This window comes from Gemelliphila sp. 1F1, from assembly GCF_056897515.1.
Genome location: NZ_JBXHBE010000003.1, coordinates 13860 through 38421, shown reverse-complemented (window position 1 = coordinate 38421; position 24562 = coordinate 13860). Strand labels below are relative to the sequence as shown.

Genomic DNA, 24562 nt, shown 5'->3' with positions numbered 1-24562 from the left:
TTAAAAATATAAAGGACAAAAATATGGAATATTTAGAAAGACTTAACACCTCACAAAGACAAGCTGTACTAAGTGATAGTAAAGAAATAATGCTTGTCGCAGGCGCAGGGACAGGAAAGACAAATACAATAATAAATAAAATAAGATATTTAGTTACACAAAAAGAAGTAATACAAAGTAACATACTTGCGATTACTTTTACAAACAAAGCAGTAAATGAAATAAAAGAAAGACTTAATATTATATTAGGTAATAATAATGTAGTAGTAAATACATTTCACGAATTATCAAGAACAATTATTTATGATAATGATAACTACAAAAAATTAGGATATAGTAATCTAACAATAATTGATGATGAAACAAGAGAAAAAACAATATCTAATATGTTAGAAATCACAGATAATTACGAACTTATTAATAAATACGGGATTACACTTAAAAACTTAATACAAGACTTTTCATTAATGAAAAATAATCTTTATATAAAATCAAAAGCAGAAGATTTAGAGAAAACCATTGAAACACTATATGCACTATATTTAATACATTTAAAAAATAACAATTTAATAGAAATTGATGATTTAATAGCGTTAAGTGTACAATTATTAAATAAAGATAAAGAAATATTAAAAAAATACAAAAATAGATTTACTCATATATTTATAGACGAGTACCAGGATATAAACAAAAATCAATATGAATTAATAAAACTAATATCATCTAATACAAATATCTTAGTAGTAGGAGATGAAGACCAGTCAATATATAGTTGGCGTGGTAGTAACAGTAAATACTTTAAACAATTTCAAAATGAATATCCTAATTGTGAAGTAATTAAGCTAGAACAAAATTATCGTTCTACAAAAGAAATATTATACCTAGCCGAAAACTTTATAAAACAAAATAAAAATCGAATAGAAAAAACACTTATAACAGATAGAACTAATACATATCCTAAAATATTACTAGAAAAAGAAATAAACAATCAAATAACATATACATTAAATGAGATATTAAAAAATAAAAATAACTATAACTACAATCAAAATGCCATATTAATAAGAAATAGAAATATTGACTTGCTTACTATGTTAAAAACAAAACTTGTAGAATACAATATCCCATATCAAATAATAGGAGATTACCCATTATATAAAAGAAAAGTAGTAAAAGATTTAATAAGCGTATTACGTTTTTTAGAAAATAAAAACAATAATTACCACTTAAAAAGAACAGCTATAAACTTAAAATTTGGTTTAGGAAAAAATTTCTTTAAAGTATTAGACGATATTAGAAAAAATCTAGGAATAGAAACTTACTTTGAAATAATTGAAAATTATAACAAATATCAGGTAAAAAAATTAAAAAGATACACAAATAAAATGGAAGAATTTACAAACTTCTTTGATAAATACAATATAGAAAAATCATTTGACAGTCTGATTGAAGAAATAATAGATGACTTATTTAATGAAGTAAAAAATAAAGATTATAATTATCTTCAGGAGTTTTTAAAAGAATCAAGAGAATACTACAAAAGAAATGGGTATAAAACAACAAAAGAGTATTTAGATTATATTCAATATTTTAAAGACGTAGCTACAAAAGATAAACTACAAATAATGACAATGCATGCAAGCAAGGGTTTAGAATTTAATAACGTATATATCTTAAATATAAATGCGAATTACCCATACTTATATAAAGCTAACTATATGAAACTCGATAAATTAGAACTGTCAAATAATAATCTTATCGAAGAAGAAAGAAGATTGTTGTATGTAGCAATGACACGTACTATTGATAATCTATATATTTTTGGAGATAAAAATTCAAAGTTTATAAAAGAATTGAGTAGATTTATATTTTAGAAAAGAATACTAATATTTTTAAACAACATTTGCATTTATAATATGTATGTGTTATTATTAATAATAGAAGTTTTCATATTTGTGTAATACTCCTTTAAGTATTACTCCCTAAAGTCCACTATAAGTTAGTGGGCTTATTTTTTATGCCTAAATATATGTATTATAACAATTATACTTGTGTTACAATAAAAATAAAGGGCTTATTATGGAAAATAAAAGTTTATTAAGTTTATTTAATATAAAAGATAAAAGAATATTGATAGAAAATGTATCAAAAATAAAAGAAAATAATAAAAGTATTAATATAATACACGCTAATTTATTATATATACCAAAAAAGTGCTATAAATGTAAAAGTGAAGATTTAAGAAGCCACGGAGTAGACAAAATAAAAATACAATTATCTAATATATCAAATACTAAAGCTATAATGTATTTAAAGAAAAGAAGATGTAAATGTAATAATTGTAATACGGTATTTTCGGTTAATTGTAAAGATGTAAAAAAAACATTCAAGAAAATCAAAACAGGTAATAACAGCAATTACACACGATTTAATTACTACAACTAATTCAATGACAGAAATCGCAAAAAGATATAATGTGTCTATATCTACAGTAAAAAGAGTTTTAGAAATAAATAAAAGAAATATAAAAGTAAATAAAGAAGTATTGCCTAAAGTTTTATGTATTGATGAAAATTCAGGTATTAGAACTTACAAAGGGAAATATAATTGTGTAATACAAAACGGAGAAACTGGAGCTATTAAGGATTATATTTTTACTAGAAGAAAAAATGATTTAATAAAATATTTCAAAACATATACAGTACAAGCAAGAAATGATGTTCAATTCTTTGTGACGGATATGTGGGATAGTTATATTGATATTGCGAACAAGTATTTTAAAAATTCTAAAATAGTATTAGATAGATTTCATATTGTAGGTTTATTATACAGAGTAATAGACAATATAAGAATTAATTTAATGAATAAATATAAAAAGAATAGTTTGGAATATAGGGTTTTAAAGAAATTTAATAAAAAACTAATAAAAAAGTATAAGAATTTATCAACAGATTATATAAAATATAAATACTATCCTATGTTTTATAATGAATTTGATATACTAGATTATATTTTAAACTTAAATGAAGATTTAAAGAATGCTTATTATATATTACAAGATTTGTATTTTGCGATAGATAATAAAGATATAGTTCACTTTAGAAAATTATTAGAAGAAAACAATTATAAACTTATTAAAAATGAAAAATTAAAAATATGTGTGAAAACTTTAAATAAGTATAGTTCTTATATTGAAAATTCTATTATGTATAAATATTCAAATGGAAAATTAGAAGCAGCAAACAGAATAATAAAAGCGTTAAAAAGGAATGCTTGTGGATATAGGAATTTTGAAAACTTTAGAACTAGAATATTACTTATATTTAACTACTTATCAAAGAAAAAACTAGAGTAAATATTATTAATTTAATAAAAGAATAGACTTGTTAATTAAAAATATTCAACCAGTAATTAAAATATTTTTAATAATTTCAAAAAAATTTGAAAATAACAAGTCTGTTTAGTTATGTATTTTTATATATAAATAATATAAAATCATACAAAAAGCTATATATCAACAAGCGCATTTATTAAATAAACAAATATATTTAATTTAAAAATTTTTAAAAAATTTTATCTACATCTATTGACAAAAAACCTTTATTTTATTCGTCCACATTTTCTGATATCATTTTAAGCATTATTTTTTGAACAAATTCTGATAACATCATATTTTGTTCGTTTGAAGATTTACCTGCCAAATCTTTTATTTCCTTACTACTTTCAGCTGGTTTAGTAGGGTTATTGTTGTAAGTTAGTGTTACAACAGGGGTACCTGCATTAAGTAATTCATATGTTAATGTAGAATCAGTAACTGTAGTTTTCAGTGTCATAGTATCTACTGTAGAATTTAGCATTTTCATACTAGTTATAGTTGAGTTACCAGATTTTCTTGTATCAAAAGTTATATTTTGTTCTCCATTAAATGTTACAGTATCTTTATAGGTGCTATCTCCACTTTTTTCACTAACATATTGCAGCGATTCGTTAGGGTTGTTAATGTTTTTCATACTAAGAGATAATTTTTCTTTAGATACATTAGATTTAATTTCTGTTTGTGTTTCTGTTTGTTTATTGCCTATTGTAGTATCTTTATAACTAATTGTTCTAGTTACTTCATCTTTATCTATTTTGTAATCTATTTTAATATCTTCTTTGATTTTAGAAGTTTCATTTTTTATATTTTTAACTAAATCTTTAACATAATTTTTTGTAAATTCTGATTTAGTTTTTTTAGTAGCTATTTCTTCATATTTAGAAAATAGATTATCAATTCTTTCTTTATTAAGTGTTACAGTGTATGTTTTATCATTTTTAGTAACTGCTTCTTTAGGAATAGTTTTTAATATTTCTATCATATCATTGTTGTCCAGTTTTAAATCTTGATTATTTTTATCTGGAATAAATATTTTTGTAATTTCATTTACACTAATATCTAACGAATCTATATAAGATGTATCAATACTATTTGGAACTGGTGACATAGATATTGGGTATTTAAGTTGTTCTTTTATGAATGTTTCTGGAATTGATAATGAGTAATCACTAAAACTAGAATCTGCTACAATATTATCGTTATCTTTATCATAGAATGATAAATCAATTTTTTGTGATGGATTTTCTGGATTACTAATATTAGCAGAAATATATCCTTTATTTTCTTTAGGATTTTGATACATATCCACTTGGACATTAGTATTTTCTATTTTAGAATTTATAGTTAAAGATTTTTCTTTTCCAGAATTTTTATCAAACCAAGATATATCTTCTTTTAAACGTTCGTTAGTATATTCTGATATCTTTTCCAAAGTTTCTGCTTCTGCCTTAGCTATTTTTAAGACAGGATCATTATAATATGTATAGCCATAGTATGCTCCACCTGCTCCAATAATAGTAGCAGATACGGCAGCTGCTATAATTATATTTTTCTTTTTCATAATTGTCTCCTTAAAAGTTATTTTCTTTAATTATATCATACTAAAAACATTTAATAAATATTTTATTAAAATTTTATTCTTGAAAAATGTGTGAATATAGTATTGATATTGATTTCAACTAATGTTAAATTTAGTTTCTTGATATAGAATAGGCTCTGTTGACTTTAATGACTAGGTGTAGTATATTATATTTATTAAATATACAGTGGGGGATTTTATTTTTATAATTATAGCGCCCGATCTAAGTCTTAACGGTTGAAATAGGTTTAGATGACGAGGAAAAAAGTTATCGAATATTCGGCGGATGCTTTTTCGGAATTAAGAGTTTCGTTAAGTAACATACAAAAAAACAAAATTGTTGCTATCTCTTTATATTGTAAGGTTTCGAACCTTTTTACGGTGTGGTTAAATTTTAATATATTTTTTAGTGTTTAACTATGCACAAAAAAATAGAAATTTATAGGAGATTAACAAATTATGTGTGGAATAGTAGGATATATAGGGAATGGAAATGGAGTAGATTTTTTAATTGATGGACTTAACAGTTTGGAGTATAGAGGCTATGATTCTTGTGGTATAGCTGGTATTTTAGATGCAGATGTCAGAGTTATAAAAACAGTTGGTCGTATAAAAAATTTAGAAGAGCTAACTCCAGAGAGTTTAGTATTTAATGTAGGTATAGGACATACACGTTGGGCAACTCATGGAGGGGTAAATGTAACAAACTCTCATCCTCATCAAAGTGCGAGTAGAAGATTTACTTTGGTTCACAATGGAGTAATAGAAAACTTTCAAGAGTTAAAAGATAGATTTTTTAAAGGTCATAACTTTGTATCAGAAACAGATACAGAAGTTATTGTTCAGTTAATAGAATTATTTGCTCAAGATGGTCTTACTACTAAAGAAGCATTTTTAAAAGCTATTTCTAAATTGCAAGGGTCGTATGCTTTATGTTTATTGGATAAATATGATGATGATACTCTATATGTAGCTAAAAATAAGAGTCCTTTATTAATTGGATTAGGATCAGAGTGTAATTATGTGGGAAGTGACGCTTTGGCTATGATTAAATATACTAATAAATTTTTGGAAATAAATGATGGAGAAATAGTTATAGTTAAAGCTGATAGTGTAAATATTGAAGATAAAGATGGTAATTTAATTTTGAGAGAACCATTTACACCAAATATTAAATATGGTGAAATAGATAAAGGTGTTTATGATCACTATATGATAAAAGAAATAAATGAGCAAGCTTTCGCTATGCGTAACATAATTTCTAAATATTTTGATGGAAAAAATGTTTCTATGGATGAAGAAATTATTAATAACGTTAAGCAAGCGGATAGACTTTATATAATAGGTTGTGGAACTAGCTACAATGCAGGCTTAGTAGGGAAAAATTATTTTGAAAAATGGGCAAAAATACCTACAGAAGTTCACTTAGCATCAGAATTTGCGTATAATGTACCTATTTTATCGAAAAAACCTATGTTTATTTTCTTATCTCAGTCAGGAGAAACTGCAGATTTGCGTGCAGTATTAACAAAAGTTAGAGAGTTAAATGATAACTACAAGTTTTTAGTTTTAACTAACGTTGACGCATCTACTCTAAGTCGTGAATGTGATTATACATTGTTACTTCATGCAGGAATTGAGATTGCAGTTGCTTCTACAAAAGCATATACATCTCAAATAGCTGTGTTAAGTATTTTAGCTTATGAAGTTGCAAATAGATTAGGGTACAAACTAAAACTAGATATAGAAAAAGAATTATCAGTGGTAACTAATGCCATAGAGTCAATTCTTGATGATGCAAAAACAATAAAAAATTTAGCAGATAAATTATTTACTGAACGCAATGCTTTTTATATAGGTCGTGGAGTTGATTATTATAGTGCTTGTGAAGCGGCACTTAAATTAAAAGAAGTTTCTTATATTCAAACAGAAGGTTTTGCTGGAGGAGAGCTTAAACATGGAACTATCGCTCTTATAGAAAAAAATACTCCAGTAGTAGCATTAATTACTAATACAAAATTAGATTTAAACACTCGTGGGAACATAAGTGAAGTTGCAAGTAGAGGAGCTAATACTTTAGTGATAACTTTGGAAAAATTAGCACGTGAGGGAGATTATGCTATACCTAATGTTAATGAGGAACTTGCCCCTATAGTAAGTATAGTAGTAACACAATTATTTGCTTATTATGCTGCAACAAGTAGAGGTCTTGACGTAGATAAACCTCGTAACTTGGCAAAAGCAGTAACAGTAGAATAGACTTATTTAACTTTAGATTGAAGTATCGTTTTGTTACTTCAATCTTTTTTTATTGAATACAATAAAACTATACCAAAACATATTTTTGTGATAAAATAATTTTAAATAATTGTACTTAATAAGAGGAATTTATATGAAAAATATAGCAATAGTTACACATTTATATGCGGGTGGTAATAGAGGCAAAAGTGTATTATCAAAATTACAATCTGCTTGTAACAAAAATAATATTAAGTATAAAATCTATATATCTAATTATCCAGAGCATACTAAAACATTAATAAAAGAAGTAGCTAATACTACAAAAAATTTAAAAACGGATAGAATTGTAGTTGTAGGAGGAGATGGTACACTAAACGAAGCCATAACCGGTTTAAAGGAGGAAAATTTAGAAGTACCTATTTCATATTTTCCAGCTGGTACGGGAAATGACTTTGCAAGGTCGCTTGAATTAGAACATGATGAGAATAAATTTATTGAGAAATTGTTTGATTCACAAGTAGAAAATATAGAATTAATAAAAGCAACAATAAATAATGATACAATATATGCATTAAATGGTTTAGGTATAGGGTTTGATGCTTTAGTATCGAATTTAGTAAATATATCAAAAAATAACAGAAAGTTAAAGGTAGGTCGATTATCTTATATTAGTAAAATATTGAGTGCCTACAAAAAACGAGCATTATTTTCTATTGATGTTGTAATAGATGATATGATTAAATTAAAATTTGATAACGTATTGTTCTCTACATTTATGAAAAACAAATATTTGGGTGGTGGAATAAAGATTAATCCACACGCTAAAAAGAATAATAATGAGATATCATTGATAATTGCTCAAAATGTAAATATAGCTGATGTAGTTAAAATTTTGCCACACATACTATTTACAGAGAAACATTTTGAGAAAACAGAGAAATTGCAAAAATTTATAGGTAAGAAATTTTATATATCTATAAATACAAAAAGTTTATTGCAGTTTGACGGTGAAATAAGAAATTTAGACAATACGGAATTAAAATTATCTGTTACAACTTATCCATTTTATTTGATTTAGAGAATAAATATTTTCTAATGTTACAAATATGTTACATTTTTCTTGAAAAAAAATAAAATATAATGTAGAATTGTAATGGCAATAAAAGTTATGGAGAATAACTTAGGAGGATTATTAATGAAGAAGTACCATTTTATTGGTATAAAAGGATCTGGAATGAGTTCATTAGCGCAAATATTGCACGATATGGGTCATTATGTTCAAGGATCTGACGTACCTACATACTTTTTTACACAAAAAAAATTAGAATATAGAAATATAAAAATATTAGATTATAATACTGAAAATATAAAAGAAGGATTTATAGTTATATTAGGAAATGCTTTTAATGATAATCAAATTGAATATGTTAGAGCAAAAGAATTAGGTTTAGAAATTTATACATACAGCGAATTTCTTGGTGAGTTGTCTGAACAAATAAAATCTGTAGCCGTTACAGGAGCGCACGGAAAAACAACGACAACTACGATGGCAAGTGCAGTTTTTAAAGAAAACGTCCCTACATCTTATTTAATAGGTGATGGAACAGGAGTAGGCATAGAGAATCCAGATATTTACATTTTTGAAGCTTGTGAATATTATAGACATTTCCTACATTACAGACCTAATTACGCAATAGTAACTAATGTTGATTTTGATCATCCTGATTATTTTAAAGATGAGGAAGATGTATTTGATGCATTTCAAAGTTTTGTTAACCAAGTAAAAGAAGCAGTTATTTATTGTGGAGATGATAGATTAGCATCGCGACTAAAATCAAAAAGCTCTAAAATGATTTCTTACGGATTTAATGAAGATAATGATTATTCTATAAGAAATGTTATTACTGATGAAAAAGGAAGTACTTTTGACATATACAAATATGGAGAGTATTTTGGAACGTTTAATATGCGAGTTTTCGGCTTGCACGAGATAAGTAATGCAACTAGTTCTATTATCTTGGGGCATGTTTGTGGTTTAAGTATAGAAGATATCCAAAAAGGATTACTAACATATAAAAATGCAGAGCGTCGTTTTACAGAATATAAATTTAAAAATAATATAGTAGTAGATGACTATGCTCATCATCCAAAAGAAATAACGGCTACGCTAAATACAGCACGTAGAAAATATAAAGATAAAGAAGTAGTGGCAATATTTCAACCACATACATATACTAGAACAGAGGCGTTTTTAGAAGAATTTGCCGAGAGTTTGAGTAATGCTGATAAAGTATATCTATATTCTATATTTGGATCAGCGAGAGAAAAATCAGGTAAAGTAACTATTGAAGATTTACGAAAAGCGATAGGTAATGCTGAAGTAATTAGTGGTGAAGAAGGTCTAAAAAAATTATCAATTTTAGATAATCACGTTATTTTATTTATGGGAGCAGGAGATATTAATAAATATCAGCAAAAATTTTTAGAAGAAGTTAAAGAAAAAGCATTGTAATTCTATAAATTATAATTTAAAATATAATTAATATATAAAGAGGAGGTATAGAAATGCCGAATATAGATTGGTTAGTTCTAGCTTATGCAGGAATATTTTTGTCAGGTTTAGGTATTCTTATAATTTGTTTTAGTGGTGCTATTACATTGTTACGCGTTAGAAAATCAATAGGTATTTTTACAGAAATAGCAGAAGATGGGCTAGATTTAGCACAAGATCTTAATGAAACTGTAAAGAAAGTAGAACAACAGCTAGAACCTATAATGATTGAGACAAATATTTTACTTCAAAATACTAATATTTTAGCTGAAGATCTTCAAGAAAAATCTGAAAAGTTAAATCCTTTATTTGATTCAACAGAAAGTTTAGTTAAGTCAGTTAATTCTTTACAAGATTCTGTTTTAGGGATGAAAAATAATGTTACTAACTTCAAGAAAGATACGGATGAGAAGATAAATAGTGCAGTAAACAAAGGAAAAGATAGTGTAAGTAAAGCAAATGGTCTTCTTAGCAAGTTTCTAAAAAAAGATAAATCAGTAGAAATTCAAGTTGATATTGATAGTGAAGATTCTAAAGAAGATAAATAAATAAAAAAATTTAAAATAAAGTTTTGCGTATATAATACTTTATTTTAAATTTTTTTATTTTGTAAAATATTATGAGAACTATTTTTAGTAGATAATAAGAAAATTTGACAGTTAACTAATAATGCTATAAAATTAATGTATTAGTTTTTAGTGATTATATATTATAAAAATAGTTAATTGCAGAAATTGTTTATAATAAGGAGATTAGTTTATTATGACTAGAAAAATTTTAGTAACTGGTGGAGCTGGCTATATAGGTTCTCATACTTGTGTAGAATTATTGAATGCTGGATATGATGTTGTAGTAGTAGATAATTTATACAATTCTAGTGAAAAAAGTTTACAAGTAGTTCAAGAAATTACAGGGAAAAATTTGACATTTTATAATGCTGACATAAGAGATGCTAATAAAATGGATGAAATATTTAAGAAAGAAAAAAATATTTTTGGAGTTATACATTTTGCAGGATTAAAAGCAGTAGGAGAGTCATGTAGAATACCTCTTACCTACTATGATAATAATGTAGCAGGAACTGTATCTTTATGCGAAGTTATGGCAAAAAATAACTGTAAAAATATAATTTTTAGTTCTTCAGCAACTGTTTATGGTGATCCTCATCAAGTTCCTATTAAGGAAGATTTTCCTTTATCAGTAACTAATCCTTACGGAAGAACTAAGCTTATGTTAGAAGAAATATTAAAAGATGTTTATAGTGCAGACAATGATTGGAATATTGTTTTGTTACGTTATTTTAATCCTATTGGAGCGCACGAAAGTGGAGATTTAGGAGAAGATCCTAATGGAATTCCTAACAATTTGTTACCATATATCTTACAGGTGGCTGTAGGTAAATTAGAAAGAGTTAATGTTTTTGGAACAGATTATGATACACATGATGGGACAGGAGTTCGTGACTATATTCACGTAGTAGACTTGGCGAAAGGTCATGTTGCAGCTCTAAAAAAACTAGAACCTTTGTCGGGAGTTTCAGTTTATAATTTAGGAACTGGAAATGGATATTCTGTTTTGGATATAGTAAAAAATATGAATAAAGCAATCGGTAGAGAGTTGCCTTTTGTTCTTGCACCTAGACGTGCTGGAGATATAGCGACTTGTTATGCAGATTCTTCTCTAGCTTTTGCTGAATTGGGTTGGAAAGCAGAATTTGATATTGAACGTATGTGTATTGATTCTTGGAGATGGCAAAGTAAACATCCAAATGGATTTAAATAAAAATTTTGGGGTATAATGAGATACCCCATTTTATTTATATTATATATGTGAGGTTATAATGACTAAGAGAAAAATATTGCTTATACTTTTTTTGTTGATGTTTGTCAATTCTAAGAATAGTAATGCTAATTATGATCAGTTTTTTACCCAGATTCACAAACCTAGCATGCAACCAAATAATTATAAGTTATCGGTTCCAGTATTTAGTCAGTTATCCCCTGACTTTATACCTATGGGATGCGAGTGTGTTAGTATTAATATGGCTTTTGATTATAAAGGTATAAGTATGGATGTCAATAAATTTATAGAGAATATACCTACTATTTATGATCCTCGTAAAGGATTTATGGGAGATATGTATTCTTTTAAATATTATAATGGAACAGTTCCGACTATATGGCCAGAAGCATTAATAGGAAAAGTCCAAGATTATAGGTCTAAATCTTATGTAGCTAACAGTCTAACTTTAGAAGAGATAGAAAGAGAAGTATTTTTAGGAAATCCAGTATTAGTTTGGTACTCTTGGGATCCTACTAATATTGCTATATTAACAGATAGTGAACCTATATATTCTAGTTCTGGATTGCATGCAGTATTAGTAGTAGGTTATGACGAACAAAATTGGTATATAAATGATCCCGCTTTGGGAGAAAGAAAATTAGACAAAAATATTTTTTATAATAAATATAGAGCGTACGGAAGTAAATCTTTAGTTATACGTTAATTATTATTAAGGAGGATATGGTGTATTTTGTAGATAATTTAGATATAGATAAGTATAATGAATTTTTAAAAAGTAGTATATATAGTAATATCTTCCAAACTCCTGAATGGGTAGAAGTAAAAAGTGATTCTTGGGATTTTAGAAGAGTTGCTTTAGTTGATAACGATGATATTTTTGCTGTAGCGCAAATATTAGTTAGAAAAGGTCTTTGGTACATAGCTAGAGGTCCTGTTTTAGATTATGATAATGAGTTATTGTTTAGAAAATTTTTAGAAAAGATAAAAGAATATGCTCGTTCTAACGGAGCAAAATTATTAAAGGTTGATATTCCTGAAGTTGTTAAAATGGCGAAATTATCTGTTTTTAAAGAAGCGGAATATAGCTCAAAAAAAGATTATATTTTGAAAGTATTTAAAGAAGAGGGATTTGTTCACAAAGGTTTTACACTTAATATGAGTGATACTATACAACCAAGATTTGAGGTTGTTACTCAATTAGAAGATAATATAATTGACAAATTTCCTAAAGATACTCGTAGACTTATTCGTGATGCAGATAAAAAATTCGTAGAGGTTAGACGAGTAGGTATAGATAAATTAGATGATTTTATGTATGCTATTGAGTGTACAGAGAAAAGAAAAGGTATAATTTTACGAAGTAAAGAATATTTTGAAAAACTTCTCAGACTATATGGAGATAATTGTTTAGTTTTTGTGTCTTATATAAATATAGATAGGGCTATAATAAATTGTAAACAAAAACTATCTAGTTTAGATGAAGAACTTGTTATCTTAGGAGAAAATTCTCCTAAGAAAAGAAGACAATTAGAAGAACAGAAAGATAGTGCTAATAAATTACTCGATTTATTTACAAGTTTATTAAAAGATGGTTTCACTGGAGAGAGGATAATAAGTGCTTCATTTACTTTAGTTTCTGGTAATAGTGCCGAAATGATTTATGCGGGTATGGATAATAGACTTGCTAAATTACCAGCACAATATAAAGTTTATGCAGAAACTATGCAAAAGGCTTATGATTTTGGGGTTACGCATTTTTCTACTGGTGGAGTTGAAGGTAGTTTGGAAGATAATCTATTATTATTTAAATCGAAATTTAATCCAGATATAGTGGAACATTATGGAGAATTTGATTACGTAATTAATAAAGTGTATAAATTTATGTATGACTATGGTATTCCACTGAGAAGAAAAATTTTAACATTAATAAAAAAATAACAATTATCACCTTCTTTTTATGTTATAATTAACATAAAAAGGAGGTATTTTTATGTCAAATGTAAGAGATAAAGCAGTAGCAATAGTTGATTTTATAAAAAAATTAGATACAAAAATAGAGAAAGAAGAATATATTTATGAGAAAATTGGAGAAATCCAAGAAAAAGAAGATATGGAGTTACTGATGGTTCTATCAGAGTTACTAATAGTTGATGAAGATTATTCTAGTACAAAAATTTCTGCAGAGCGAAGAATGAGATTATTATATCAATTAGTAGAAAATACAGTAGCAAAACTTAATAGTATAGATGATGAAGAAGAGAAAGAAAGTTTGTACTATAAATTGTATGATTATATGTGGTATTTTAAATGGATATTACCAGATATACCAAATTCTATGTCGGTATCCAAAGAAATGATAGATAGTGCTAATGATATGATGCATTATTACTACACAAATCTTAATATTAGTTTGGCTATGTATTACAAAACTATAATGCTTCAAAATATTAATATGGGTCAAATAGAACAAGCAAAAGAAAACTATAAACTATGGCAAGAGTCTTCTGATGATGTAATGAGTGATTGTGAAGCTTGCGAAATAACAGAACAAGTGAATTATTATTGTTTTGTAGGAGAATATGAAGAAGCATTAAAAATTGCTAAACCTATATTAGATGGAAAGTTAACTTGTGCAGAAGTTCCTCATATTACTTATTCTCATGTTTTGAAAAGTTTAATAGCGTTAGAACGCTATGAAGAGGCGAAAGAATTATTACCTAAAGCAGTATCGTACATTGAGCAAGATTTAGATTTAGTAGTATATATTACAGACTTTATTGAAGTAGCAGTAATAGTAGGAGATATTGATTATGCGAAAGAATTAGCAGAAAAATATAGAGCAATGATATTTGATACTATAGAAGATATGCCGATATTAAAATATATGATAGCTACTTCTCCACTTAGTGAAGAATCTTATGAATCTGCTCTAGAAGGAGCTACATTAATAGATAAGCGTAATGAAAATAATTATTATACAGAATATTTAGCTAAATATATGGTAAGAGAACCAAGAAAGAAAATAATATTTAAATAGGTTATAATTTATATTTTAAAATATCATTAAAGATAATATAAACTTTAAATTAATATATATTTATAGAAAATTATTTTTAAATATTTTTATCATAATTATATAATTAATTTAGTAGGTATAAAAACAATATATAGCGAATAAAGTCCTATTTATGGTTTTGTTCGCTTGTTTTTATTTTTTATGGGCTGAATTAGAGTATAAAATTTAGTTTAATTTATTCTTATTTATGTAAGTAATCTATTTGACAAAAAGTATGAGTGGTAGTATAATTTGGATAATTATGTTTAATTTATAATACTATATCTTTATAGTATAAAAGGAGGAAAATTTAATGAATACCAAAGAGGAAAAAAATAAAACTGAAAAAATAAAACAACGTTTTTCTATTAAAAAATTTAAAAATGGTGCTGGCTCTGTACTTATTGGATTAGCATTATTTGGTGCTATGATACCACAAGATATTATTTTAAATATTCAATATGCTCAAGCAGCGCAAACACACGAAATAGCAGAATTACAAAATAAAGTAAAAACTACATGGAGTTCTGTCAGTAAAGTTATAATTAATGAACGTGTGATTAATGAATTGACAGAAGCTCTAAAAGCTGAGAATCCTACATTACCAATTGATCGTATAGAGATTGCTGAAAATACATATTACAGATATGTTCAGCCAGGTAATGAAATGAATGGTGAACGCACAGAAGATACGGATAATCGTTTTGGAAATTTAACATTAAAAGTTTACTTTACAGATGGTTCAGATCCGGTAATTGTTTCACACGATAAAGTATTGAATATTGTATCTCAGGCACAGTGGATACGTCATATGATTGATTTTTATGGTTTGGAACCACATCAAAAGATAAGGGTTATAGATCCAAATAATATAACTGAAGCCGAAAAATATGCTATAGCCACTATTCAATATATCTATACAACTTATGTAACAGGAGAAGCTATAGGTGATCTTCGTGAATTGGCGAAAGATGCTGCTTTGTATAGCCATGTAGACACAGCTGCTGTCAATGCAGATGGTTCTAGTCGACTGCTAGGTAGCGATGGTTTTACACAACCTTGGTCACAAGAGGAGAATATCTATGTGTTAAAATTACCAGTCTTAGAACCAGTAGTAGATTCACAAAATTTAACGGATGCAGAAAAAGCAATGGTTGAAGAAAATGTGCGTAAAGCAAATCCTGACTTACCAGAGGGAACAAAAGTAACTGTTGCTAATGACGGAGCAGTAACGGTATCTTATCCAGAGGGATCAGCGATGGGATATAGTCAAGACTTCTCTGAAGAAGAGGTTATAGAGAATGCTAAAAAATTAGGTATAGACCCTGAAGACCCGAACAATGTATGGAAACTAGGTTATATTTATTATATCATGCCTCAGGGGACTCCACTTGATGATACATTAATACCAACTCAAACTATCAAGATAAATAAAGCAAAAGGGCAAGACAGTACTGTTACTAAAAATACAGATGTAATGCCGAAAGATAGCATTTCTAATGTTGGTGATTTACCAGATAATGCGACATTTGAATGGGAAGCCCCAGTTGACACAACTTTTGCTGGAAAAGTTAAAGCAACAGTTGTTGTAACCTACACAGACCCTGAAACAGGGAGAACAATGACCGAACGTGTCCCAGTAACGATTACAGTAACAGAACTAAATGTTGATACATACGAGCCGGTAGGAAAAGACCAATCAGTAGGATTGAATGAAATGCCAAAAGTAGAAAATTCTATAGAAAACTTTGGAGACTTACCAAAAGGAACAACAGTATCGTTCAAAACACCAGTAGATACAACTTCAGTAGGGGATAAACCAGCAACAGTTGTAGTTACATATCCAGATAACTCAACAGAAGAAATTAACGTAACAGTAAAAGTTGTAGACAACAGAACAGACGCAGATAAAAACGAACCGGTAGGAAAAGACCAATCAGTAGGATTGAATGAAATACCAAAAGTAGAAAATTCTATAGAAAACTTTGGAGACTTACCAAAAGGAACAACAGTATCGTTCAAAACACCAGTAGATACAACTTCAGTAGGGGATAAATCAGCAACAGTTGTAGTTACATATCCAGATAACTCAACAGAAGAAATTAACGTAACAGTAAAAGTTGTAGACAACAGAACAGACGCAGATAAAAACGAACCGGTAGGAAAAGACCAATCAGTAGGATTGAATGAAATACCAAAAGTAGAAAATTCTATAGAAAACTTTGGAGACTTACCAAAAGGAACAACAGTATCGTTCAAAACACCAGTAGATACAACTTCAGTAGGGGATAAATCAGCAACAGTTGTAGTTACATATCCAGATAACTCAACAGAAGAAATTAATGTAACAGTAAAAGTTGTAGATAATAAAAAAGATGTAGGAGTTGTTACAGATGCAGAATGTATTACTCCTAATGTTCCAGAAATAACAGAAGTTGATGATATTACAAACTTGACAGATGATGAGAAAAATATTGTGAAAGATAAGATTGTAGATGCTAACAAAGATAATTTTCCGCCGAATACTAAAGTAGAAGTAGGATCAGATGGAAAAGCAACTATTACATATCCAGATGGATCAATAGATACAATTTCTGCATCAGATTTAGTTACTTCAAAGAATCATAAATTAGGTGCAAAACAAGGAAAACTATCTAATACAGGAGAAAGTTATTCAGTTGGCTTGACTGCTATCGGAGCAAGTATGTTAATAGGTTCGTTACTTCTTGTTGTAACTAAGCGTCGTAACAAAAACAAATAATTTATTTGTAAGTTATAAATCAAAAATTTATAAAAGGGCAAATTCAATGGAATTTGCCTTTTTTATATTAAAATATTAAATTATAAAACTGTGATGATTATAATATTTTATATAGTTAAATATATTAATTTTTTTAAATTTATTGTAATAATATTGATATTTATAACTTCATAATGAATGTATCAAAAAATTATATTGGATATCAATATAATATAATTAATTTAGATATGAAATTAGAATAGTTTATTATAAATTATTAATGATTAAGAGAAATAGTATAATTGATTATATTGGGTAAAGTTTAGCTGTTATCTAGATTTTTTGAATTATTTATGATAAAATTATTTTAGTAAATTTTATGGAGGATATTATGACAACATTACCTAATTGTCCAGAGTGTAATTCTGAATATACATATGAAGATGGTGCTATGCTTGTTTGTCCAATGTGTGCTTATGAGTGGATTCCCGGTGAAGAATCTAGTATAGAGGAAGAGAAGATTTACCGTGATGCTAATGGAAATATATTACAAGATGGAGATACTGTATCTGTTATAAAAGATCTTAAAGTTAAAGGAGCTTCATCTGTTTTAAAAATGGGTACACGTGTAAAAAATATTCGTTTAGTTGATGGAGATCATAACATCGATTGTAAAATTGATGGTTTTGGAGCTATGAAACTAAAATCAGAATTTGTAAAAAAAATATAATTATAAATAATCCAAAATTTCTACTTTTGTTAATTAGATTTAATATATCTAAAATTTGTATACAATTTTTAGAAAATTTTGGATTATTTTTTATATTATTAAACAAAATATTGTTTAACAAAAATAAAATGTGATATAATTGAAAAAAAGAAAATGGAGGTTCGTATTATGAAACATTCGTCATTACAATTTGTAGGTAATACCCCTATGTATAAAATAGAAGAAACTAATATTTATGCTAAATTAGAAAAGTATAATTTAGGTGGAAGTGTCAAGGATAGGGCAGTTCTAGGTATGTTAGAAGAGGCGGAAATACAAGGAAAATTAAATAAAGATACTTTAATTATAGAGCCTACTAGTGGAAATACGGGTATAGCAATTTCTTTATTGGCTACTATGTTGGGATATAAAGCTGTTTTGGTAATGCCTGATAGTATGAGTATAGAAAGACGTACTTTGATTAAAGCATATGGTGCACAATTAATATTAACACCTAAAGAACTAGGAATGTCTGGAGCTATTGAAAAAGCTAAAGAGCTTGTAGAAAAGTATGATAACTCAATTATATTAAGTCAGTTTGATAATCCAGCCAATCCAAATTACCATTATAAAACTACAGCAGAGGAAATATTAGAACAAGTACCTAATGTAGATGTATTTGTTGCGGGGATAGGTACTGGTGGAACATTTACAGGAGTTTTAAAGCATTTAAAAGAACATAATGCCGATATTTTAGGTATCGCTTTAGAACCAGCAGAATCACCGGCTATTTCAGAAGGTGTAGGAGGAGTTCACAGAATACAAGGTATAGGAGCAGGGTTTGTTCCTGGGAATTTTGACAGTAGCTTAATGGACGATATATTAACAATAACTAGTGATGAAGCTATAGAAGAAGCTAAGAACTTTATGAGAACTACAGGAATAGGAGTTGGAATCTCTTCTGGAGCTGCAATACTTGGAGCTAAGAGAGTAGCTGAAAAGTACCCTGATAAAACTATAGTTACAGTTCTTCCTGATGGATCTGATAAATATTTCTCAATGTTTGAATTTGATGATGTTAAGTATATAGAAGAATAATGAAATTTTTTTCGAGTTTAAGGTATAATTTAGAAAGGGTACTAAAAGAAGATCCGAGTGCTAAATCAAAATGGATGGTATTTTGGACATTTCCACATATAAAAGCACTTAATTATCATTACTTTGCTCACAAGTTATATAAATCTGGTCATCCTCTTATGGCGAGAATAATTGCTAAGAGAGCAAGAAGATTAACGGGAATAGAAATTCATCCGGGAGCCAAAATAGGTAAGGGATTATTTATTGATCATGGAATGGGAGTAGTTATAGGAGAAACTGCTGAAGTAGGTGATAATGTTACTATGTTCCATGGTGTTACTTTAGGCGGAACTAAGTTTGATCCATTAAAAAGGCATCCTACTGTAAAAAACAATGTTATGATAGGGGCAGGAGCAAAAGTTTTAGGTAATATTATTATAGGAAATAATGTTAAGATAGCAGCAAATGTTGTAGTAAAAAAAGATGTACCAGATAATGCTATAGTTTACGATATCCCTCCTAATGTAAAACTTAATCAAAAAAAATAACTGTATCATACTAGATACAGTTATTTTTTTATTAGTTATTTATCTAGAACATCCGCAATTTCTAGCGTGTTCTAATCTAGCGTTAACTACATCCCAATTAATAATGCGGAAAAATTCTTTGATATAGTCTGGACGACGATTTTGATAATTTAAATAGTATGCGTGTTCCCAAACGTCTAGTCCTAATAATGGACGTTTTCCTTCTAGTAGTGGAGAATCTTGATTTAAAGTTGATATTACTTCAAGTTTTCCATCTTTATTTATTACTAACCAAGCCCAACCACTTCCGAATCTAGTTGTGGCAGCTGTAGTAAATAATTCAACAAACTTATCGTATCCTCCTAACTCATTGTCTATTTTTTCTTTGATTTCTCCTTCAAATTTAGATGAGTCTGGTGAAGTTAGAGATTTCCAAAATAGAGAATGATTTAAGTGACCTCCTCCATTGTTGATTACAGCTTGTTTGATATCTGTTGGAATGTCATCTATGTTTCTCATAAGTTGTCCTGGACATTTGAAATCAAGTTCTGGATATTTTTCTAATGCAGCATTTAGATTGTTTACATATGCAGCGTGGTGTTTGCTATGATGTATTTCCATAGTTTTTGCATCAATAACAGGTTCTAAGAAATCATAAGTGTATGGTAATTCAGGTAATTCAAATTTCATCTTTATTCCTCCGAAATATATTATCTTAAATATATTATAAAAAAAATTGTATATATTTACAATATATCTGCCTATCAAGTAGATTAATTGCAAAATACATAATTTTTGTATATAATTACTACCTAGAAAGAGTAAAAATTTGTGAGAGATATTATGAAAATTTTAATACCAACAGCTAAAGAAATGAATACCGAGGCTAAGAAATATCAATTTCAAGAATTATCTACAAATAGTAGAATAATTCTTGAGGAAATAAATAAGTTAGATATAGATCAATTAGCAGAAATTTATAAAATAAAATATGATTCTGCGATTATTGAACGAAATAGAATTTTAAATTTGTTTAACGAAAGTACATATAGCTATGAAGCATTATTTTTGTTTGATGGTTTGATGTATAGAAGTATAAAAAGGTCTGATTTGTCTAACAAAGAAAGAAAATATTTAAAATCTAATGTTTTTATTACTTCTTCACTCTATGGTATTATAAATGTGTATGATAAGATTTCAGAACATAGATTAGATTTCTTACAAAATATTAAAATTAATAATAAAAATTTAAAATCCTGTTGGCGAGATGCTTTTGATAATTTTATTAAAGATGAGGAATTAGTTATATCATTGCTATCTAGTGAATTTGAAGAAGTTTTTTCGAAAAATGTTAGAGATAACTTTGTGAAAATAATATTTAAAGAAGAACGTAACGGAACACTAAAGACGCATTCTACCATATCGAAAAAAGCTAGAGGACGTTTTGTTACGAAATTAGTAGAAAATAATGTTACGGCATTAGATCAAATAAAAAAATTAAAATTTGATGATTATATTTTTAGACAAGATTTATCAAGTGATAAGAAAATTATATTTGTAGCAAGAAGAGGAGATTAATATGTTTGGTGAAAATAAGGTTGAGATATATGCGGAGAAACTGTATTATGGTTTTCCGGTTATACTTATAGGATATAAAGATGATAAATTTAAGTACAATGCGACAACAACAAGTTCTTCATATACTTTGGGTAAAACAATAACTATATGTTTGAAATCGGATAGCTGCTCAACAAAATATATAAAGAAATATCGTGAATTTAGTGTTAATTTACCTTGCGAAAATTTAATGGCAGAAATAGAAATTTGTGGTTTCTTTAGCAGTCATAATAAACTGCAACAGGCGGATTTACCTTACACTATTGGTAAATATACTGATACACCTTTAGTAGATGAATGTTTCTTATCAATAGAGTGTGAGGTTAGACAAATAATAGATGATAGTGGCTATACTCATATAATAGGAGAAATTAAACGTCGTATAGTAGATGAAAATCTTTTATCGGAAGATGGAAAATTATTAGGTGAAAAAGTTAGAACTGTGCACTTTGTTGGTGATTCTGACAAGAGAGTATATAGATTTTTAAAAGATGAAACTGCTTCTCTTGGGGATTTTGTTGAAAATGGTACTAGTAGTTGTAGTTAAATAAAAAATTAAAACTGTTGTTATATTTTAACAACAGTTTTAATTTTTTAAAAATATATAAACATATTGGAGAAAATTTTCTTGTTTATTTTCTCTTTTTTTATTTTATAGTCGTATATTTTATTGAAAATGTAAAGAATATAAAATTATTTCCATAAAAAATATAATTTTAATATTGTAATATATTGTAATATATGTTTTGCATAATGAATTAGCGTATAGTTTCTTCGTAATTTTGATTTATTTTTTGTAAATAATATTATTTTTATAATATTATTTTATGCTGTAATATAATAGAAATATTTTTTATAATTGAAAATTAAAATGAAAATTAAAACAATTTTAATCGAATAAATACACTTGTATTACCCATAAAAACAACAATATTTTTATAATTTTGTATTGACACAAATTAATTTCTATGTTTAAATTATATTGTAAACAATTTCAAAAATGAAAAATATTTACATAAATAAATGAATTTTATAATTTAATCCGGATATAAATTTTAAAACAATTGTATTTCTAATAAATACAGCATATAAAAATAGGAGGTTTATTATGAGTGCTAACAATCTAAAAAAAATACTATCTAAAAGTATTGCAGAGTTAAAAGAAAAAGGTTTGTACAATGAAATTGATGTTCTAGAGGGAGCTAATGGAACTACTATAAAGATTAATGATAAAGAATTTATTAATTTATCAGCTAATAATTATTTAGGATTAGCTACACGAGAAGATGTAAAAGAAGCAGAAATTCAAGCTGTAAAAGAATACGGTGTAGGTGCAGGGGCTGTTAGAACTATTAATGGTACGTTAAAGATACACAAAGAGCTAGAGGAAACTATAGCTAAGTTCAAAAAAACAGAAGCAGCTATAGCTTTTCAATCAGGATTCAACTGTAATATGGCAACTATTCCTGCAATAGTAGGTAAGGCAGATGCAATATTATCTGATGAATTAAATCATGCATCAATTATTGATGGATGTAGATTGTCTGGTGCAAAAATTATTAGATGTAAACATCAGGATATGGATGATCTAAGGTCTAAAGCGAAAGAAGCTATTGATAGTGGTCTATATGAGAAGATTATGTATATTTCTGACGGAGTATATTCTATGGACGGTGATGTTGCAAAAATACCAGAAATAGTAGAAATAGCCAAAGAATTTGGTTTAATAACTTATATTGATGACGCTCATGGTTCGGGAACTATGGGTAAAGGTGCAGGAACAGTAAAAGAGTTTGATGCATCTAATGATATAGATATTCAAGTTGGAACTTTATCAAAAGCTGTAGGAGTAGTGGGAGGATATGTAGCCGGTAGTAAAGAACTAATAGATTGGCTAAAAGTAAGAGGAAGACCATTCTTATTTTCAACATCACTTACTCCAGGTGCAGCTGCTGCAGCTAAAAAATCTATAGAAATCATATCTTCAGAGCCAGAATTGGTAGAACGATTATGGGAGAATGCTAATTTCTTAAAAGAAGAATTAGGGAAATTGGGTTATAATGTTGGGGTTTCTACAACACCTATAGTTCCAGTTATTATTGGTGATGAAAATAAAACGCAAATGTTCTATAAAAAATTAAGAGACAACGGAGTTTATGCAAAATCTATTGTGTTTCCGACTGTACCTTTAGGAACAGGACGTGTAAGAAATATGTTGCAAGCAGGACATACGAAAGAAATGCTAGAAGAAGTTGTACGTATTTACGAAAAAATAGGAAAAGAATTAGAGATAATATAATAAATTTATGAGAAAAAGAGGTTTATAAAAATGAAAAAGGTATTAGTTACAGGAGCACTAGGACAAATAGGAAGTGAATTAGTTTTAAGATTAAGAAAAGATTTAGGTGTAGAAAACGTAATAGCTACAGATATAAAAAGAGTTGAAGATAATGAAGTTGTAACAGACGGTATTTTTGAAATTTTAGATGTTATGGACTACAGTAAATTTTTAGAGTTAGCCAAAGATAAAAAAGTTGATACAATTATACATTTAGCTGCATTGTTGTCAGCTACTGCAGAAAAAAATCCACAACTTGGATGGAGTTTAAATATGCAAGGATTGGTAAATGGACTAGAGGTTGCTAGAGAGTTAGATGCAACATTCTTTGCACCATCATCTATTGCTGCGTTTGGTGATGATACTCCAAAAGATAACACACCACAAGATACTTTGATGCGTCCTAGTACTATGTACGGAGTTACTAAAGTAGCTGGAGAATTATTATGTGATTATTATTACACTAAATATGGGGTGGATACTAGATCTGTACGCTTCCCTGGATTAATTTCTCACAAAGTTTTGCCAGGTGGTGGAACTACTGATTATGCTGTGCATATTTACTATGATGCTTTAAAATATGGTAAATACACGAGCTTTATTGCTAAAGGAACATATATGGATATGATGTATATGGATGATGCAATTGATGCGGTTGTAGATTTATTAAATGCAGATGCAAGTAAACTAAAACATAGAAATAGTTTCAATATTGCGGCTATGAGTTTTGAACCAGAGCAAATAGCAGCATCAATAAGAAAATATATACCTAACTTTGAAATTGATTATGATGTAGATCCAGTGAGACAAGGTATAGCAAACTCTTGGCCAAATTCTATTGACGCTACTTGTGCGAAAGAAGAGTGGGGATTTGAGCCTAAGTTTGATCTAGATAGAATGACAAAGACTATGTTAGACGAGTTATCGAAAAAAGGAATTTAAGTTTATA

Annotated in this window: 21 protein-coding genes; 19 read left to right on the top strand and 2 right to left on the bottom strand. The window is 27.7% G+C overall.

Translation table 11 applies throughout. The annotated features are described in order from the left end of the window. The first annotated feature begins 23 nt into the window (after nucleotides 1-23). The 3 genes from AC1XWJ_RS04035 (at nucleotide 24) to AC1XWJ_RS04025 (ending at nucleotide 3355) form a co-directional block, all read left to right on the top strand. Nucleotides 24-1874 (top strand): ATP-dependent helicase, encoded by a 1851-nt coding sequence (locus AC1XWJ_RS04035; RefSeq protein ID WP_483334619.1) that lies wholly within the window; start codon nucleotides 24-26, stop codon nucleotides 1872-1874. A gap of 205 nt (nucleotides 1875-2079) precedes the next feature. Then, on the top strand, nucleotides 2080-2445 hold the full coding sequence (locus AC1XWJ_RS04030; protein ID WP_483334618.1) for a transposase family protein: 366 nt from the start codon (nucleotides 2080-2082) through the stop codon (nucleotides 2443-2445). Next, the gene (locus AC1XWJ_RS04025; RefSeq protein WP_483334734.1) at nucleotides 2408-3355 is read left to right on the top strand and encodes an ISL3 family transposase; all 948 of its coding nucleotides are present in this window, start codon (nucleotides 2408-2410) and stop codon (nucleotides 3353-3355) included. Before AC1XWJ_RS04030 ends, AC1XWJ_RS04025 begins: the two co-directional genes overlap by 38 nt. A gap of 250 nt (nucleotides 3356-3605) precedes the next feature. On the opposite strand, the gene AC1XWJ_RS04020 is transcribed toward AC1XWJ_RS04025, so the two are convergent. After that, complete coding sequence (locus AC1XWJ_RS04020) at nucleotides 3606-4937, bottom strand: hypothetical protein (protein ID WP_483334617.1); 1332 nt, start codon at nucleotides 4935-4937, stop codon at nucleotides 3606-3608. A gap of 477 nt (nucleotides 4938-5414) precedes the next feature. Here AC1XWJ_RS04020 and glmS point away from each other — a divergent pair, with 477 nt between their 5' ends. The 12 genes from glmS to cysE all read left to right on the top strand — a co-directional run bounded on the left by glmS (nucleotide 5415) and on the right by cysE (nucleotide 19679). Beyond that, nucleotides 5415-7214: a glutamine--fructose-6-phosphate transaminase (isomerizing) gene (gene glmS, locus AC1XWJ_RS04015; RefSeq protein WP_483334616.1), complete on the top strand. Its 1800-nt coding sequence runs from the start codon at nucleotides 5415-5417 to the stop codon at nucleotides 7212-7214. A gap of 133 nt (nucleotides 7215-7347) precedes the next feature. After that, nucleotides 7348-8274, top strand: a complete 927-nt coding sequence (locus AC1XWJ_RS04010) for a diacylglycerol/lipid kinase family protein (protein WP_483334615.1) — start codon at nucleotides 7348-7350, stop codon at nucleotides 8272-8274. Between the two features lie 117 nt (nucleotides 8275-8391). Then, entirely contained in the window at nucleotides 8392-9708 is a 1317-nt protein-coding gene (murC, locus tag AC1XWJ_RS04005; RefSeq protein ID WP_483334614.1) for a UDP-N-acetylmuramate--L-alanine ligase, read from the top strand. 53 nt (nucleotides 9709-9761) lie between these two features. Continuing rightward, nucleotides 9762-10295, top strand: coding sequence for a DUF948 domain-containing protein (locus AC1XWJ_RS04000; RefSeq protein ID WP_483334613.1), 534 nt, complete (start codon nucleotides 9762-9764; stop codon nucleotides 10293-10295). Between the two features lie 214 nt (nucleotides 10296-10509). Next, on the top strand, nucleotides 10510-11529 hold the full coding sequence (gene galE, locus AC1XWJ_RS03995; RefSeq protein ID WP_483334612.1) for a UDP-glucose 4-epimerase GalE: 1020 nt from the start codon (nucleotides 10510-10512) through the stop codon (nucleotides 11527-11529). 58 nt (nucleotides 11530-11587) lie between these two features. After that, on the top strand, nucleotides 11588-12253 hold the full coding sequence (locus AC1XWJ_RS03990; RefSeq protein ID WP_483334611.1) for a C39 family peptidase: 666 nt from the start codon (nucleotides 11588-11590) through the stop codon (nucleotides 12251-12253). Between the two features lie 17 nt (nucleotides 12254-12270). Further along, on the top strand, nucleotides 12271-13488 hold the full coding sequence (locus tag AC1XWJ_RS03985; RefSeq protein ID WP_483334610.1) for a lipid II:glycine glycyltransferase FemX: 1218 nt from the start codon (nucleotides 12271-12273) through the stop codon (nucleotides 13486-13488). A gap of 52 nt (nucleotides 13489-13540) precedes the next feature. Then, nucleotides 13541-14587 carry a hypothetical protein gene (locus AC1XWJ_RS03980; RefSeq protein WP_483334609.1) on the top strand — a complete coding sequence of 349 codons (1047 nt, stop codon included), beginning with the start codon at nucleotides 13541-13543 and terminating at the stop codon, nucleotides 14585-14587. A 331-nt stretch (nucleotides 14588-14918) separates the two neighbouring features. Then, a complete protein-coding gene (locus AC1XWJ_RS03975) occupies nucleotides 14919-17366 on the top strand; it encodes a Rib/alpha-like domain-containing protein (protein WP_483334608.1) in 2448 nt (815 codons plus the stop codon). A 370-nt stretch (nucleotides 17367-17736) separates the two neighbouring features. Beyond that, nucleotides 17737-18075, top strand: a complete 339-nt coding sequence (locus AC1XWJ_RS03970; RefSeq protein WP_483334607.1) for a zinc ribbon domain-containing protein YjdM — start codon at nucleotides 17737-17739, stop codon at nucleotides 18073-18075. A 168-nt stretch (nucleotides 18076-18243) separates the two neighbouring features. Next, nucleotides 18244-19152: a cysteine synthase A gene (gene cysK / locus AC1XWJ_RS03965; RefSeq protein WP_483334606.1), complete on the top strand. Its 909-nt coding sequence runs from the start codon at nucleotides 18244-18246 to the stop codon at nucleotides 19150-19152. Continuing rightward, entirely contained in the window at nucleotides 19152-19679 is a 528-nt protein-coding gene (gene cysE / locus AC1XWJ_RS03960) for a serine O-acetyltransferase (protein ID WP_483334605.1), read from the top strand. Before cysK ends, cysE begins: the two co-directional genes overlap by 1 nt. A 39-nt stretch (nucleotides 19680-19718) precedes the next feature. Here the strand turns inward: cysE and AC1XWJ_RS03955 are convergent, their stop codons facing one another. Further along, nucleotides 19719-20348, bottom strand: coding sequence for a superoxide dismutase (locus tag AC1XWJ_RS03955; RefSeq protein ID WP_483334604.1), 630 nt, complete (start codon nucleotides 20346-20348; stop codon nucleotides 19719-19721). A 153-nt stretch (nucleotides 20349-20501) separates the two neighbouring features. Here AC1XWJ_RS03955 and yaaA point away from each other — a divergent pair, with 153 nt between their 5' ends. From yaaA to AC1XWJ_RS03935, 4 genes are all read left to right on the top strand, one after another. Continuing rightward, the gene (gene yaaA / locus AC1XWJ_RS03950) at nucleotides 20502-21236 is read left to right on the top strand and encodes a peroxide stress protein YaaA (protein ID WP_483334603.1); all 735 of its coding nucleotides are present in this window, start codon (nucleotides 20502-20504) and stop codon (nucleotides 21234-21236) included. A gap of 1 nt (nucleotide 21237) precedes the next feature. Further along, the gene (locus AC1XWJ_RS03945; RefSeq protein ID WP_483334602.1) at nucleotides 21238-21822 is read left to right on the top strand and encodes a flavin reductase family protein; all 585 of its coding nucleotides are present in this window, start codon (nucleotides 21238-21240) and stop codon (nucleotides 21820-21822) included. 561 nt (nucleotides 21823-22383) lie between these two features. After that, nucleotides 22384-23574 carry a glycine C-acetyltransferase gene (locus AC1XWJ_RS03940; RefSeq protein WP_483334601.1) on the top strand — a complete coding sequence of 397 codons (1191 nt, stop codon included), beginning with the start codon at nucleotides 22384-22386 and terminating at the stop codon, nucleotides 23572-23574. Nucleotides 23575-23604: 30 nt separating this feature from the next. After that, on the top strand, nucleotides 23605-24555 hold the full coding sequence (locus tag AC1XWJ_RS03935) for an L-threonine 3-dehydrogenase (protein WP_483334600.1): 951 nt from the start codon (nucleotides 23605-23607) through the stop codon (nucleotides 24553-24555). Nucleotides 24556-24562 lie beyond the last annotated feature (7 nt).